Here is a 13,283-nt window from a genome sequence, read left to right as displayed (position 1 = left end):
CGACCTCGCCCAGCTGCTCAGCGCTTCGGCGCCCTAGGTCAGCGCGGGGTCAGCACGCAGAACTCGTTGCCTTCCGGGTCCGTCAGTACACGCCACGGAAGCGCGGGACCGTCCAGGTCCGCCGGCGCCGCGCCGGCCGCGATGACCTCCGCCACCGCCGCGGCGTGGTCGGCACCCGCCGGCGGCGCGACGTCGAGGTGCACGCGGTTCTTGACGCGCTTGACGTCGTCGTTGCGGAGGAACTCCAGCCACGGCCCGCGGCCCGAGGGCGCGCGCAGGCCCACCAGCACCTCACCCTCGCGGACCTCGACCGGCCGGCCCGTGACCCGCGCCCAGAAGTCCGCCAGGAGCGCGGGGTCGTGGGCGTCGACCACGATCGAGGCCACCGCCCCCGTCTCCGCGTACCGGTCGCGGGGCTCGAGCACACAGAACTCGTTCCCCTCCGGGTCCGCCAGCACCACCCACGGCACCGCGCCCTGCCCGAGGTCGACCTGGCGGCCGCCCAGCTCCAGGGCGCGCGCCACCAGCTCGGCCTGGTGCGCGGGAGCCGTGCTCGCCAGGTCCAGGTGGATCCGGTTTTTGACCTCCTTGGGTTCCGGAACCGGCACGAAGACGAGATCGAGGTCCCAGCCGTCGGTCTCCGGGGCGCGGACGTCGACCTCGCCGGATTCCTCGACGGCGACGTGCCAGCCGAGCAGCGCGGCCCAGAAGTCCGCCAGGACCCTCGGCCGCGCCGAGTCGATCACGACATTCACCAAGCGCGTGCTCATGCGCCGCAGGCTAGCTGTTATTCCCGACAGCCACCCCCGACAGTTCCGGTTCGGCTTCCCCACCGGCCGGGTCATCGGGTCGCGAGCCGCAGCAGCGCCCAGAGCTGGGCCGCCTGGTCGTGCACTCCCCGCACGGCCACCGAGGTCAGGGACGCGCGGCCCCAGAGCCACAGGTAGATCTGCGCGGGTTTCGCCGTGACGACGTCGTCGGCGTTCTCGGCCTCCTCGGCCGAACAGCGCCACGCTTCCGTGGTCTCCGGTCCGGCCCGCGCGATCCAGCTGTGCGCGCCGGCCCGCACGCCGACCGAGCCCGCTTTCGTGCCGGTCAGCCCGAGCATCGGCAGCTTCTGCCCGAACCACAGGGTCAGCGCTTCGTCGATGCCGTCGAGCGCGAGGTCTTCGGGCACCCCGCGCGATTCCGCGCCCGCGGCCTGCTCGACGTCGACGCGGTGGACGAGCGTCTCGTGCAGCATGCGCCGCCGCCAGAACCCGTACGTCGGGTCCGCCGGCCACCAGGTGTCCGCGCGCTCCTCCGGGTCGTGCGCGGCCAGTTCGTCGAGCAGCTCGGCGAGGCCCGTCTCCAGGAACTCCCGCAGGCTCTGGCCCGGTTCGGGGTCGCGCTGCCAGTCTTCGGGGCTCCGGCCGTCCGCCAGCCGGCGCCGGACCACCCGGTAGAGGCTTCCGACGTGCCGGGCCACCTCGCCGAGCGACCAGCCGGGGCAGGCCGGCACCGGGGCCTCGACCGGCGCCGCGTGCACGGCCTCGGCCAGCACCCGGCCTTCGATCCCCAACGCCGTGAGCAGCCGCCCGGAGTCGACCAGGCCGTGCTCACGCGACATGGGCTTCCCCAGTGATCGGCAGGCCGTGCACCAGGCGGCGGACCAGCTCCAGGAACGGCGTGGCGGCCCGCACCAGCCCCGCGGCCGACTCGGCGGTGACCTTCCCGGTGATCCCGGCCTGCGCGGCGGCGCGTGTGGCCGAGTTGCCCGCGAAGAAGGCGGACCACTCCCGCAGTTCGGGCGCGACGGAGTCGAGCAGGACCCAGGTGCTGGCCGGCCGCGCCCGGCCCCGGTGCGGACGCCCACGGGCGGCGAGCACGGCGGCGGCACCGCGCAGCGCGGCGAGGTAGGCGCCGATGAACCGTTCCGCGGGATCGGTCTCCCACTCGGCCTCGGCGAGCCCGCGCCGCGCCTGCGCGAGCAGGCCGGCCGCCACCGGCGGAGCGGGCGGGCGCACGGCCATGGGGAGCAGGGACTGGTCAGGCTCGGTGCCGGCGGCCGGCGGACGCGGCGGCAGCTGGGGCTGGCCGGACACTGTCTCGGCGGCGGACGAGCGCGGCGACATCGGCGGCTGAGGCTGGTCAGACTCCAGCTCGGCAGCGGAACGGCACGGCGGCATCGGCAGCTCGGGCTGCCGCGAATCCACCACCGGAGCCGAGGCCGGCGAGTGCCGCCGGGGGCGGACGTGGTGGGTTCCGGCCGCCGCCGGGGTCACCGGCGGGCGCAGCGACATGGGCAGCTGTGGCTGCCCCGGATCCGTGGGGGACACGACCTTGACGGACATGGCGACCCTCCTCCTGCGCGGGGTGAGCCCGATCGGGGGCCCGGTGCCGAGACGCTTCCCCCGTCCCGGTACCGGGCACCTGACCGGTGCGCGCTCACCGATGTCGAACGCCTGTTCGAACAATTTCCAGAGTAACCCCCGACCCGGCGTCCGCTCAACCCCACCGGGCGATCCCGGACGTGGTGCGGGACACCAGGTCGGTGGCGTGATCTCATAGGTTCATGAGTTCGCTGGACCACCCCGCCGTCGCCAAGGTGGCGGCCGCGCTGGCCGAAGCCGGGCAGCACGCCGCCGCCGAAGGCATCCGCGTGCTGCCCGCCGAGGTCCGGACCGCCGCTCAGGCGGCCGAAGCGCTCGGCGTGCCCGTGGGGGCCATCGCCAACAGCCTCATCTTCCGCTTGGGGTCCGACAAAAACGCGCTCCTCGCGCTGACCTCCGGCGCCCACCGCGCCGACCCGGCCACCCTCGCCCGGCTGGCCGGCGCCGAGATCGGCAAGGCCGACGCCGACTTCGTCCGGACGCACACCGGCCAGCCGATCGGCGGGGTCGCCCCCACCGGGCACCCGCGGCCGTTGCCGACGCTCGTCGACACCGCGCTGCGGGACCACGACATCGTCTGGGCCGCCGCCGGGCATCCGAAGACCGTCTACCCCACCACCTTCGCCGGGCTGGTGGCCTTGACCGGGGGCACCCCCGGCGCGCTCGGCGGCGCGGAGGAGGATGGACAGCCGTGACCGCGATGCCCGCCGGCTACTCCCGCTACGTCCAGCTCTCGTCGGACGAGTTCCGCGCACGCCTGCCCGAAGCGCTCGACATCTACGTCCGGGCGATGCGGTACCCGGCCGGCACCGCCGAGCAGCGCGCGCCGATGTGGCTCACCCACGCGCTGCGTGAGGGCTGGCGCTGCATGGCCGCCCTCGACGCCGACGACGTCCTGCTCGGTGTCGCCTACGGGTACCGCGGGCGGGCCGGGCAGTGGTGGCACGAGCAGGTGCGCCACGGCCTGAGCCGCCGGTCCGGGCCCGCCGAGGCCGACCGCTGGCTGTCGGACTACTTCGAGCTGACCGAGATCCACGTCCGGCCCGAGAACCAGGGCCACCAGATCGGCGAGGACCTGCTGCGGGGCCTGCTCAATGGCGTGCCGAGCGCGAACGTGCTGCTCTCGACGCCCGAGGGCACCAGCCGGGCGTGGAAGCTCTACCGCCGCACCGGGTTCGTCGACGTCCTGCGCGACTACCACTTCGCCGGCGACCCGCGGCCGTTCGCGATCCTGGGGCGCGCACTGCCCCTCGAACCGCGCTGAACCTTCAGCGCGGCTCCGGGCGCCAGTAGCCGACCACGAGCGCCGCGACCAGCACGGCGGCGCCGCACCACGCCGTGACGCTCAGCCGCTCGCCGAACAGGACCGCGGACAGCATCGCCGCCGTCAGCGGCTCGAGCACCGCCGCCAGCGCGCCCAGGAGCGGGTGCGCGTTGGTCAGGCCACGCAGGTACGCGGCGTAGGCGAGCGCGGTCGGCACCGCGCCGAGGTAGCACGTCACGAGGAGGACGTCCGCGTGCAGCGGCAGCGCCATGCCGGACCAGCTCGCCACGGGGGTGAGCAGCAGGCCACCGGCCAGGCAGCCGAACGCCGTCGTGGACAGCGGTTCCAGGCCCTCGACCGGCTTGGCGGTGAGCAAGGTGAGGGTGGCGAAGCCGGCCGCCGCGAGCAGCGCGAAGCCGAGCCCGGCGAGGGAGGTCGCTTCGCCCGGTGACCAGCGGAGCAACACCAGGCCGGCGAGGGTGCCGGCCAGCGAGACCAGCGTCCAGCGGTGCGGTTTCCGCCGCCCGGCGAGGGTGACCACGACAGGCGCGGCCCCGATGGTGGTCATGGTCGCGACGCTCACCGAGCTCAGCGCGACGGCGGCGAAGTAGCTCGCCTGGAACAGGGCGAACAGCCCGCCGACGGCGATGATGCGCTTCGCCGCTTCTGCCGTGCGCGGGAGGGTGACGCCTTTGAGGAGGACGAAGAGGGTCGCCGCGGCGCCGCCGACGAGCAGCCGGTAAGCGGCGACGGCGAGCGGGTGAAGGCCGGCGAGGTCGCCGAGCAGCGAGCCGGCGAGACCGCCGGTGCCCCACAGGACACCGGCGAGAACGAGCGCGGCCGACGAACGGGCGCGCGTGGGTGTGGCGATGGACATCGGAAGAACGCTCCTGCGTCGAAGGAAAAGGGAGTTCGACGACGCGGGGCGGTGCGCAAGACAAATCAGCCGCGGGCCTTGAAGACCACGCGGCTAGGGACCACCCCGCTCAGGCGCGAGGCGGTGGGGTGACGAGGAAGATCCGGTGCACGAGAGGAAACCTAGCGGTCAGAGCGGGTGGACGCGACGGGTTTTCCCCAGGCCCGCCGGGTTGTGGACAACTGCGCTCCGGAGCACTCGCCAAACGACATGAACGACTCTTTCCTGTCGTCGGACGAGATGAACGAGTCGTTCACGACATCGCAGCGGCGAACCGCCACGCACTCCGGCGAGAGCCCTGCCGGGGAGGGTGGGGGCCGGCCTCCGGCGGCGAGGCCCCGGCCCACACCTCAGTCCAGCTGGGAAAGCTGTTCCCGCAGCGTGTCCAGCCCCATGCCGCCCAGCTTCAGCGCCTCCGTGTGGAAGTGCTTGATGTCGAACGACTTCCCGGCCCGAACCTGGGCCTCCGCGCGCGCCGCCAGCCAGAGGCGCTCGCCGATCTTGTACGCCGGGGCCTGGCCCGGCCAGCCCAGGTAGCGGTCGATCTCGTCGTGGACGTGGGCCGGGTCCGTGATCGTGCGGCTCAGCACGAACTCCAGGCCCAGCTCCGGCGTCCAGCGCTCGCCCTCGTGGAAGCCGGTCCCGGACGGGATCGCAAGCTCCAGGTGCATGCCCAGGTCGACGATCACCCGGGCCGCGCGGAACAGCTGCTCCGAAAGCATGCCCAGCAGGTCGCCGTCGTCCGCGAGGTAGCCCAGTTCCTGCATCAGGCGCTCCGCGTACAGGGCCCAGCCCTCCGCGTGGCCCGACGTGAACGCCATCATCCGCTGGTACTTGTTCAGCCCGTCCGACTGGTCCACCGCCGTCGCGATCTGGAGGTGGTGGCCCGGGGCTCCTTCGTGGTAGACGGTGCTCGTCTCGCGCCACGTGACGAACTCGTCGCGGCCTGCGGGCAGGGACCACCACATCCGGCCCGGACGGCTGAAGTCCTCGCTCGGGCCCGTGTAGTACGCGCCGACGCCGCCGCCCGGCGGGGCGATCTTGCACTCCAGGGCCATCACGCGGTCGGAGATGTCGAAGTGCTTGCCGCGCAACGACTCCAGCGCCTGGTCGGACAGGCGCTGCATCCACGCCTCGAACTCGGCGCGGCCGCGGACGCGGTAGCGCGGGTCGGCGTCCAGCACCGCCGCGGCTTCCGCGGGGGTCGCGCCCGCCTTGACGCGGTTCGCGACGGCGCGCATCTCCTCCTCGATCCGGGCGAACTCCGCCCAGCCCCATTCGTAGGCCTCGCGCAGGTCCAGCGTGGCGCCGACGAAGTACCGCGACCACAGGCGGTAGACGTCCTCGCCGACGGCGTCCTTGACCGGGGCCTTCGGTGCCAGCTCGGCACGCAGGAACCCGGCGAACTCCGCGTACGCCTCGTCAGCGGCGCGAGCACCGTGCGCGAGGTCCGACTTCAGCGCTTCGCCCTGAGAAGACGCGCCGCCGACGAGCCCGGTGAAGAACCCCGTCTCCTCCTTCAGGCCTGCCCACGTCTCGCACTGCTCCGCCACCTTCGCGACCTGACGCAGCGCCGCGACGCGTCCCGCGTCGGCCGCCGAAAGCAGGCCGCTGCGGACGCCGGCCAGTGCTTTCGGCACCTCGCCGAGCCGGGTCGCGACGACCGACCAGTCGTGCTCGGTCTCGAGCGGCATCAGGTCGAACACCATCCGCAGCTCCTGCACAGGGCTGGCGATGACGTTCAGGCTCGCGACGTCGAGGCCGGCCTCGTGGATCTCCAGCTCCAGGCCGACGCGCTCGGTGAACACGGCCTTGGCGGCGCGTTCGGCGGCGTCCCGCGGTTCGGCGGCGGTGACGGCGGCGTGCGCCCGCGCGGCCAGCCCGGCGCGCTCGGCGAACCCGGCCGCCGAGTAGTCGGTCAGCCGGTGGTCGTGCCCGGCGATGCCCTGCGCGGTCGCCGCGACGGGGTCCGCGGCCGCGTAGTCGTCGACGTAGCGGTCGCAGATCCCGTGCACGCCCTCGGAAGCAGTAGAAGCCATGCGCCGCACGCTACCGGGCCACCGGTAGCCAGTGGTACGTACTTAAGCACGGGCTGGGACGAGGCCCAGCCGGGCGATCACCTCGCGCGTCGCCTTCGACCGGTTGAACGTGTAGAAGTGCAGGCTCGGCACGCCCTCGCCGATCAGCCTCTCGCACAGCTCGGTGGTGACGTCGATGCCCGCGGCGCGGAACGCCTTGGGGTCGTCGGCCAGCGGCTCGAGCCGGTCGAGCAGCTTCCGCGGGGCCGGCGCGCCGGACAGCTTGATCGTCGTCTGCAGGGTCCGCATCGTCGTCAGCGGCATCACACCGGGCAGCACCGGGATGTCGCAGCCGGTCGCGGCGACCCGGTCGCGCAGCCGCAGGAAGTCCTCGGCGTCGTGGAACAGCTGGGCGATCGCGAAGTCCGCGCCCGCCCGCAGCTTGCGGACCAGGTACTTCGTGTCGGTCTCCAGGTCCGGCGAGCGCGGGTGGCCGTAGGTGTACGCCGACACGCCGACGCAGAAGTCGCCCAGCTCGCGCACCAGCTGCACCAGCTCTTCGGCGTAGGTCAGGCCCTCCGGGTGCGGGACCCATTCGCCGTAGACGTCGCCCGGCGGGTCGCCGCGCAGCGCGAGGATGTTGCGGACGCCGACCGAGGCGTACCAGCCGATCACGTTGCGCAGCTCGGCGACGGAGTGGTTGACCGCGGTCAGGTGCGCCATCGGCACCAGCGTCGTCTCGGTCGCGACGCGGGCGATGCTGCGGATCGTGCCGTCGCGGCTGGAGCCGCCGGCGCCGTAGGTGATGGACATGTAGGCCGGGTCGTACGGCTCGAGCTCCCGGACGGCCTTCCACAGGACGGCCTCGTCCGCCGTGTCCCGGGGTGGGAAGAACTCGATGGAGAACTTCGGCCCGTCTCCGCTCAACCGCTCGATCACCGACGTCATAAACGCATGTTAAGGGTGCCGGGGCCTAAACTGGGTACGGGAGTGAGCGATGAGGGACGACGCGAGCTGGGACGAGGACGTGCGCCTCGCGGTCTTTCGCGCCTTCGCCGCCCACGGCCGCGCGCCGAGCGCCCCGGAGCTGGCCGACGCGGCGGGCGGGTCGCTCGCCGTCGCCAAGCAGGCGCTGCACCGCCTGGCCGACGCCCACCACCTGGTCCTCGACGAGTGCGAGCACGTCGTGCTGGCGCACCCGTTCGCCGCGAAGTCGCTCGGCTTCTCCGTGATGGGCTCGCACACGCTGTGGTGGGGCGGCTGCGCGTGGGACTCGTTCGCCATCCCCCACCTGGTCGACGGCGAGCCGGAGGTGCTCGTCGCGACCCGCTGTCCCGGGTGCGGGCAGCCGCACGCGCTGGTGGTGAACCGGACCGAGCCGCCCGAGGGCACCCAGGTGGCGCACTTCCTCGTGGCCGCCGCGCGGATGTGGGACGACGTGCTGCACACGTGCGGGAACCAGCGGCTCTTCTGCTGCGAGTCCTGTGTGGACGCCTGGCTGGCGGAAACCGGGCAGGCCAAGGGGTCCGTGCTGGACCTCGTCACGCTCTGGCGGCTCGCGCGCGGCTGGTACGAGGGCAGGCTCGAACGCGGTTACCGGCGGCGCGAGCCGGGCAGCGCGGCCGCCTACTTCGCCGAAACGGGCCTGACCGGGCCGTTCTGGGCGGCCGCGGCGGGAGTCTGATTCGCCACATCCGGGTGCCCCGGCGGCCCGGGCGCCCGCGGGTTCGGCGAGTATTACGACCATGAGTGCGCCCGTTCCCGACGCCGACCTGCCCGCCCACGTCGAGCGCGCGCTGGCCGGATTCCTCGGCCGGGCGAGCGCCGAAATCCTCGGGACCGAGCCGACCGTGGCCGCCGGGATCGACGCGCTGAGCGGGTTCGTGCTGAACGGCGGCAAGCGGTTGCGCCCGACGTTCGCGTGGTGGGGCTGGCGCGGCGCGGGCGGCGACCCGGCGGGCCCGGACGCCGAAGGTGTCCTGCAGGCGGTGTCCAGCCTCGAGCTGATCCAGGCGTGCGCGCTGATCCACGACGACCTGATCGACTCCTCCGACTCCCGCCGCGGCTTCCCGACCGTGCACATCGCGGGCGCGAAGCTGCACGCGGACCGGGGCTGGCTCGGTTCGCCGGCGACGTTCGGCCTGGCCACCGCCGTGCTGGTCGGCGACCTGGCGCTGGCCTGGGCGGACGACATGTTCGCCGACGCCCCGCTGCCGGCCGGGACGCTCGCCGCCGCGCGCCCGGCCTGGCGCGCGATGCGCACCGAGGTACTGGCCGGGCAGTACCTCGACGTCCGGACGCAGGCGACCGGGGACGCCTCCGTCGAGGCCGCGCTCAAGATCGACAAGCTGAAGACGGCCGCCTACACCGTGCAGCGGCCGCTGCACCTGGGCGCCGCGCTCGGCGGCGCCTCCCCCGAGCTGATCGCCACGCTGCTGGAGTTCGGCGGCGAAGTGGGCGTCGCCTTCCAGCTGCGCGACGACCTGCTGGGCGTGTTCGGCGACCCGTCGGTGACCGGCAAGCCCGCCGGCGACGACCTGCGGGAAGGCAAGCGCACCCTGCTGGTCGCGCTCGGCCTGCGGCTCGCCGCGGAAAAGGGCGAGCGGGCCGCGGCCACCGTGATCGCGGACGCGATCGGCGACGCGGCCCTGTCCGACGAGGGTGTCGAGACCGTCCGGATGGCCTTGCAGCAGGTCGGCGCGGTCGAGGCGGTCGAGCGGCGGATCGACGAGCTGACGACGGCGGCGATGGCCGCCCTCGAGCGCGCGCACCTGGCCGAGCCGGCGCCCGAGGCACTGACCGGGCTCGTCGTCAAGGCCACCCAGCGGACGTACTGACGTGCGGACGATCAGGAGGTCCGCCGGGGCCGCCGACCACGTCGTCGTGATCGGGGCCGGGCTGGCCGGGCTTTCGGCGACCCTGCACCTGCTCGGCGCGGGACGGCAGGTCACGCTGCTGGAGCAGGCGGACGTCCCGGGCGGGCGGGCCGGGCAGCGGAGCTTCGACGGCAACGCCGTGGACACCGGCGCGAGCGTGCTCACCATGCCGGAACTGCTGGCGGAGGCGTTCGCCGCGGTCGGCGAGTCCCTGGCGAAGAACCTGCGCCTGACGAGGCTCGACCCGGCGTACCGGGCGCGGTTCGCCGACGGCTCCACGCTGGCGCTGCACACCGACGGCGAAGCGATGGAGACCGAGATCCGCGCCTTCGCCGGTGCCCGCGAAGCGGCCGGCTACCGGGCGCTGCGGCGCTGGCTGACCGAGCTGTACACCGTGCAGAAGGACCACTTCCTGGCGGCGAACTTCGACTCGCCGCTCGACCTCGCCCGCCCCGAGCTGGCGAAGCTCGCCGCGCTGGGCGGGTTCGGCCGGCTCGGCCCGCGCGTCGGCCGCTACCTGCTCGACGAGCGCGTCCGGCGGCTCTTCACCTTCCAAGCGCTCTACGCGGGTCTCGACCCGGCCCGGGCGATCGGCGCGTACGGCGTCATCGCCTACATGGACACCGTCGGCGGCGTCTACTACCCCGAAGGCGGGATGGGCGAGATCGGCCGGGCGATGACCGGTGCCGCCGCACGGGCGGGCGCGGACGTGCGCTTCGGCACCGAAGCCGCCTGGCTGGAGCGGGTCGACCAGCGGGTGCGCGCGGTCCGCACGCGCTCGGGCGAACGCATCGCGTGCGACGCCGTCGTGCTGGCCACCGAGCTGGGTGCCGCGTACCGCCTCCTCGGGGCGAAGCCCCGGCGACCGGTACCGCTGCGCTACTCGCCGTCCGCCGTGGTCCTGCACGGCCGCACCACGAAAGCGTGGGACCTCGGGCACCACACGATCTTCTTCGGCGATGCCTGGGAGCGGACGTTCGCGGAGATCATCCGCGAAGGGAAGCTCATGAGCGACCCGTCGCTGCTGGTCACGCGGCCGACGGCGACGGACCCGGGGCTGGCCGGCCGGGGTGGCGAGATCGTCTCGGTGCTCGCGCCCGCCCCCAACCTGCGTCGCGGGCCGATCGACTGGGCCCGCGTTCGCGGGCCGTACCGCGAAGAGCTGCTTCGCACGCTGGAGGCACGCGGGCTGACCGGCTTCGGCGACGAGTTCACCGTCGACGAGACGATCACCCCGGCGGACTGGGCGGTGCGCGGGCTGACGGCCGGGACGCCGTTCTCGCTGGCGCACACGTTTGCGCAGACCGGTCCCTTCCGGCCGGCGAACCTGGTGCGCGTGGCGGGCAACGCGGTGCTGGCCGGCTGCGGCACGACCCCGGGTGTCGGCATCCCGCCGGTGCTCATCTCCGGACGACTGGCAGCGGAAAGGATCACCGGCCGGTGAACGAACTCGACGCCGCGGGCATCACCGAACCTGCCCTGCGCGCCGCCTACACCCGGTGCCGCCGCATCAACGCGCACTACGGGCGCACGTTCTTCCTGGCCACGCGGCTGCTGCCGGCCCGGGCGCGGCCGGCCGCGCACACGCTGTACGGGTTCGCGCGGATGGCCGACGAACTGGTCGACAACCCGTCGCCGGGCAGCGAGCCGGCGGTCGAGCTGGACCGCGTCGCGGCCATGGTCGACGTCGTCTTCGACGGCGGGACCCCGGACGATCCGGTGCTGGTGGCGCTGTCGGACACGGTGCGCCGGTACGGCCTCTCGCGGGAGCTGTTCGACGCGTTCCTGAAGTCGATGCGGGCGGACCTCAAGCCCGTCGAGTACACGACGTTCGCGGAGCTGGGCGAGTACATGTACGGCTCGGCCGCGGTGATCGGGCTGCAGATGCTGCCGGTGTTCGGCACCGTCGGGCCGCTCGCCGAGGCCGAAGCGGGCGCGGTCGCCCTCGGCGAGGCGTTCCAGCTGACGAACTTCCTGCGCGACGTCGGCGAGGACCTCGACCGCGGGCGGCTCTACCTGCCGAGCGCGGAACTGGCCGCGTTCGGTGTCTCGCGGGAGCTGCTGGAGCGGCGCCGCCCCGACCCGCGGATCCGCGCGGCGCTGGCGTACTTCGTGGCGCGGACGCGGGCGGTGTACCGGCGGGCCGAAGCCGGCGTGGCCTTGCTGCGCCCCGAATCGCGGCCGTGCGTGCGGACGGCGTTGACGCTGTACGAAGGGATCCTCGACGAGATCGTCGCGCTGGACTACGACGTCCTGACGCGGCGGGCGGTGGTCCCGAAGCGGCGCAGGCTGGTAGTCGCACTACCCCCCTTGGCCACGATGTGGGCGAGCGAGACGTTCCGCGGCGGTCGTAGGCTGCGATCATGACCGAACGACGTATCCGGATCGGCCTGCAGCTCCAGCCGCAGCACGCCGACTACGACTCCATCCGGCGCACCGCGTCGGCCGCCGAGGACCTCGGCGCCGACATCGTCTTCAACTGGGACCACTTCTACCCGCTGTACGGCGAGCCCGAGGGCAAGCACTTCGAGTGCTGGACGATGCTCGGCGCGTGGGCGGAGTCGACGTCCCGGGTGGAGATCGGCGCGCTCGTCACGTGCAACAGCTACCGCAACCCCGAACTGCTGGCCGACATGGCCCGCACGGTCGACCACATCTCCGGCGGCCGGCTCATCCTCGGCATCGGCTCCGGCTGGTTCGAGAAGGACTACGACGAGTACGGCTACGAGTTCGGCACCGCGGGCGGCCGCCTCGACGACCTGGCGGAGTCCCTCCCCCGCATCGAGTCGCGCCTGGGCAAGCTGAACCCGGCGCCGACCCGCAAGATCCCGGTGCTCATCGGCGGTGGCGGCGAGAAGAAGACGCTGAAGCTCGTCGCGAAGCACGGCGACATCTGGCACGGCTTCGGTGACCCGGAGGTCGTCGGCCGCAAGGTGAAGATCCTCGACCAGCACTGCGCGGACGTCGGCCGCGACCCGGCCGAGATCGAGCGCTCGTGCGGTGTGCAGGGCGAGCCGGACGAACTGGGCCCGAAGCTCCTCGACCTGGGCGTCACGACGTTCACGGTCGGCGTGGGCGGCCCGGACTACGACCTGGGCGCCCTCCAGAAGTGGCTCGCCTGGCGCGACAAGACCCAGAGCTGAGCTTGATCCGTGAATGGCACATTGAGGGACTCTAAGTCCCTCAATGTGCCATTCACGGCTTTTGGGCCCGGTACGCGGCGACGCGTTCGCGGGTGGCTCAGCGGGGCGAGCAGTAGCCTCAAGGACAGCTTCAGGGTCCTGGTGCGCAACGCGCCGCCGAGTCGGGCGACGGTCTCCTGCGCCGGCATCGGGATGGTCACGGTCTGTTACCCCCTGATGGGGGCGGCCCACCTGCGCGGCCCTGAGCGACGGCGTCGGCTGCTCACCGCCGCGGCCGTCCAGGCAGCCGCCGCGGTGACCTGTTTGCGCAGGTCAGAACGCCATCGCCTGCGCGCGCCGCTTGACCTCGGTGCCGTGGTTGCTGCGCAGCGCGTTGATCGGGGTGCTTCCCGGCAGCGTGTCGTCGGCCGTGAACAGCCACCGCAGCATCTCCGTCCGGCTGTACCCGGAGTCGGCGAGCACGGTGATCGTCCCGGTCAGGCCCTTGACGACGCCGTCCTTGACGAAGAAGTCGCCGGGCACGCACAGTTCGCCGCGGCGCCGGACCGCGATCAGCTGCCCGTCGCGCAGCATCTGCCGGACCTTGTTGCTCGACGTCCCGAGGACGTCCGCCACCGCCTGCAACGGGAGGACCGCGATGGCGGTGTCGAGGATGTCTTCGGCGACAGGAATCCCACTCACAGGTGACACTGTG

General features: G+C 73.2%; 14 protein-coding genes. 7 read left to right on the top strand and 7 right to left on the bottom strand.

The annotated features are described in order from the left end of the window. Window positions 1-38: 38 nt before the first annotated feature. From A3CE_RS0135245 to A3CE_RS59970, 3 genes are all read right to left on the bottom strand, one after another. Window positions 39-770, bottom strand: a complete 732-nt coding sequence (locus A3CE_RS0135245; RefSeq protein WP_020644808.1) for a VOC family protein — start codon at window positions 768-770, stop codon at window positions 39-41. 71 nt (window positions 771-841) lie between these two features. Continuing rightward, on the bottom strand, window positions 842-1,609 hold the full coding sequence (locus A3CE_RS0135240; RefSeq protein WP_020644807.1) for a maleylpyruvate isomerase family mycothiol-dependent enzyme: 768 nt from the start codon (window positions 1,607-1,609) through the stop codon (window positions 842-844). Continuing rightward, on the bottom strand, window positions 1,599-2,333 hold the full coding sequence (locus A3CE_RS59970) for an SAV_6107 family HEPN domain-containing protein (protein WP_020644806.1): 735 nt from the start codon (window positions 2,331-2,333) through the stop codon (window positions 1,599-1,601). Before A3CE_RS59970 ends, A3CE_RS0135240 begins: the two co-directional genes overlap by 11 nt. 221 nt (window positions 2,334-2,554) lie before the next feature. Here A3CE_RS59970 and A3CE_RS0135230 point away from each other — a divergent pair, with 221 nt between their 5' ends. Continuing rightward, window positions 2,555-3,067, top strand: coding sequence for a YbaK/EbsC family protein (locus A3CE_RS0135230; RefSeq protein ID WP_020644805.1), 513 nt, complete (start codon window positions 2,555-2,557; stop codon window positions 3,065-3,067). Continuing rightward, a complete protein-coding gene (locus A3CE_RS0135225; RefSeq protein ID WP_020644804.1) occupies window positions 3,064-3,636 on the top strand; it encodes a GNAT family N-acetyltransferase in 573 nt (190 codons plus the stop codon). Before A3CE_RS0135230 ends, A3CE_RS0135225 begins: the two co-directional genes overlap by 4 nt. A 4-nt stretch (window positions 3,637-3,640) precedes the next feature. Here the strand turns inward: A3CE_RS0135225 and A3CE_RS0135220 are convergent, their stop codons facing one another. The 3 genes from A3CE_RS0135220 to metF form a co-directional block, all read right to left on the bottom strand. Further along, window positions 3,641-4,513, bottom strand: a complete 873-nt coding sequence (locus A3CE_RS0135220) for a DMT family transporter (RefSeq protein WP_020644803.1) — start codon at window positions 4,511-4,513, stop codon at window positions 3,641-3,643. A gap of 389 nt (window positions 4,514-4,902) precedes the next feature. Beyond that, on the bottom strand, window positions 4,903-6,591 hold the full coding sequence (locus A3CE_RS0135215; protein WP_185839776.1) for a DUF885 domain-containing protein: 1,689 nt from the start codon (window positions 6,589-6,591) through the stop codon (window positions 4,903-4,905). Window positions 6,592-6,633: 42 nt separating this feature from the next. Beyond that, a complete protein-coding gene (metF, locus tag A3CE_RS0135210) occupies window positions 6,634-7,518 on the bottom strand; it encodes a methylenetetrahydrofolate reductase [NAD(P)H] (RefSeq protein WP_020644801.1) in 885 nt (294 codons plus the stop codon). Window positions 7,519-7,567: 49 nt separating this feature from the next. On the opposite strand from metF, the gene merB reads away from it, so the two are divergent. The 5 genes from merB (at window position 7,568) to A3CE_RS0135185 (ending at window position 12,589) form a co-directional block, all read left to right on the top strand. Then, window positions 7,568-8,254: an organomercurial lyase gene (merB, locus tag A3CE_RS0135205; RefSeq protein WP_020644800.1), complete on the top strand. Its 687-nt coding sequence runs from the start codon at window positions 7,568-7,570 to the stop codon at window positions 8,252-8,254. Between the two features lie 61 nt (window positions 8,255-8,315). Next, a complete protein-coding gene (locus A3CE_RS0135200; RefSeq protein WP_020644799.1) occupies window positions 8,316-9,407 on the top strand; it encodes a polyprenyl synthetase family protein in 1,092 nt (363 codons plus the stop codon). Between the two features lies 1 nt (window position 9,408). After that, window positions 9,409-10,890, top strand: coding sequence for a phytoene desaturase family protein (gene crtI, locus A3CE_RS0135195; protein ID WP_020644798.1), 1,482 nt, complete (start codon window positions 9,409-9,411; stop codon window positions 10,888-10,890). After that, complete coding sequence (locus tag A3CE_RS0135190; RefSeq protein ID WP_020644797.1) at window positions 10,887-11,813, top strand: phytoene/squalene synthase family protein; 927 nt, start codon at window positions 10,887-10,889, stop codon at window positions 11,811-11,813. Before crtI ends, A3CE_RS0135190 begins: the two co-directional genes overlap by 4 nt. Beyond that, a complete protein-coding gene (locus tag A3CE_RS0135185) occupies window positions 11,810-12,589 on the top strand; it encodes an LLM class F420-dependent oxidoreductase (RefSeq protein WP_020644796.1) in 780 nt (259 codons plus the stop codon). The genes A3CE_RS0135190 and A3CE_RS0135185 overlap by 4 nt, the downstream gene beginning before the upstream one ends. A gap of 312 nt (window positions 12,590-12,901) precedes the next feature. On the opposite strand, the gene A3CE_RS57545 is transcribed toward A3CE_RS0135185, so the two are convergent. After that, window positions 12,902-13,270: an Rv2175c family DNA-binding protein gene (locus A3CE_RS57545; RefSeq protein WP_020644795.1), complete on the bottom strand. Its 369-nt coding sequence runs from the start codon at window positions 13,268-13,270 to the stop codon at window positions 12,902-12,904. Between the last annotated feature and the right edge of the window lie 13 nt (window positions 13,271-13,283).

Origin of the sequence: Amycolatopsis balhimycina FH 1894 (genome assembly GCF_000384295.1) — a bacterium.
GTDB classification, from domain to species: Bacteria; Actinomycetota; Actinomycetes; order Mycobacteriales; family Pseudonocardiaceae; genus Amycolatopsis; species Amycolatopsis balhimycina.
This window is presented reverse-complemented; position numbering and strand designations above follow the sequence as displayed.

Coding starts and splice junctions, on each gene's coding strand:
- A3CE_RS0135245 (WP_020644808.1), bottom strand. CDS start 770: ATGAGCACGCGCTTGGTGAATGTCGTGATCGACTCGGCGCGGCCGAGG.
- A3CE_RS0135240 (WP_020644807.1), bottom strand. CDS start 1,609: ATGTCGCGTGAGCACGGCCTGGTCGACTCCGGGCGGCTGCTCACGGCG.
- A3CE_RS59970 (WP_020644806.1), bottom strand. CDS start 2,333: ATGTCCGTCAAGGTCGTGTCCCCCACGGATCCGGGGCAGCCACAGCTG.
- A3CE_RS0135230 (WP_020644805.1), top strand. CDS start 2,555: ATGAGTTCGCTGGACCACCCCGCCGTCGCCAAGGTGGCGGCCGCGCTG.
- A3CE_RS0135220 (WP_020644803.1), bottom strand. CDS start 4,513: ATGTCCATCGCCACACCCACGCGCGCCCGTTCGTCGGCCGCGCTCGTT.
- A3CE_RS0135215 (WP_185839776.1), bottom strand. CDS start 6,591: ATGGCTTCTACTGCTTCCGAGGGCGTGCACGGGATCTGCGACCGCTAC.
- metF (WP_020644801.1), bottom strand. CDS start 7,518: ATGACGTCGGTGATCGAGCGGTTGAGCGGAGACGGGCCGAAGTTCTCC.
- merB (WP_020644800.1), top strand. CDS start 7,568: ATGAGGGACGACGCGAGCTGGGACGAGGACGTGCGCCTCGCGGTCTTT.
- A3CE_RS0135200 (WP_020644799.1), top strand. CDS start 8,316: ATGAGTGCGCCCGTTCCCGACGCCGACCTGCCCGCCCACGTCGAGCGC.
- A3CE_RS0135185 (WP_020644796.1), top strand. CDS start 11,810: ATGACCGAACGACGTATCCGGATCGGCCTGCAGCTCCAGCCGCAGCAC.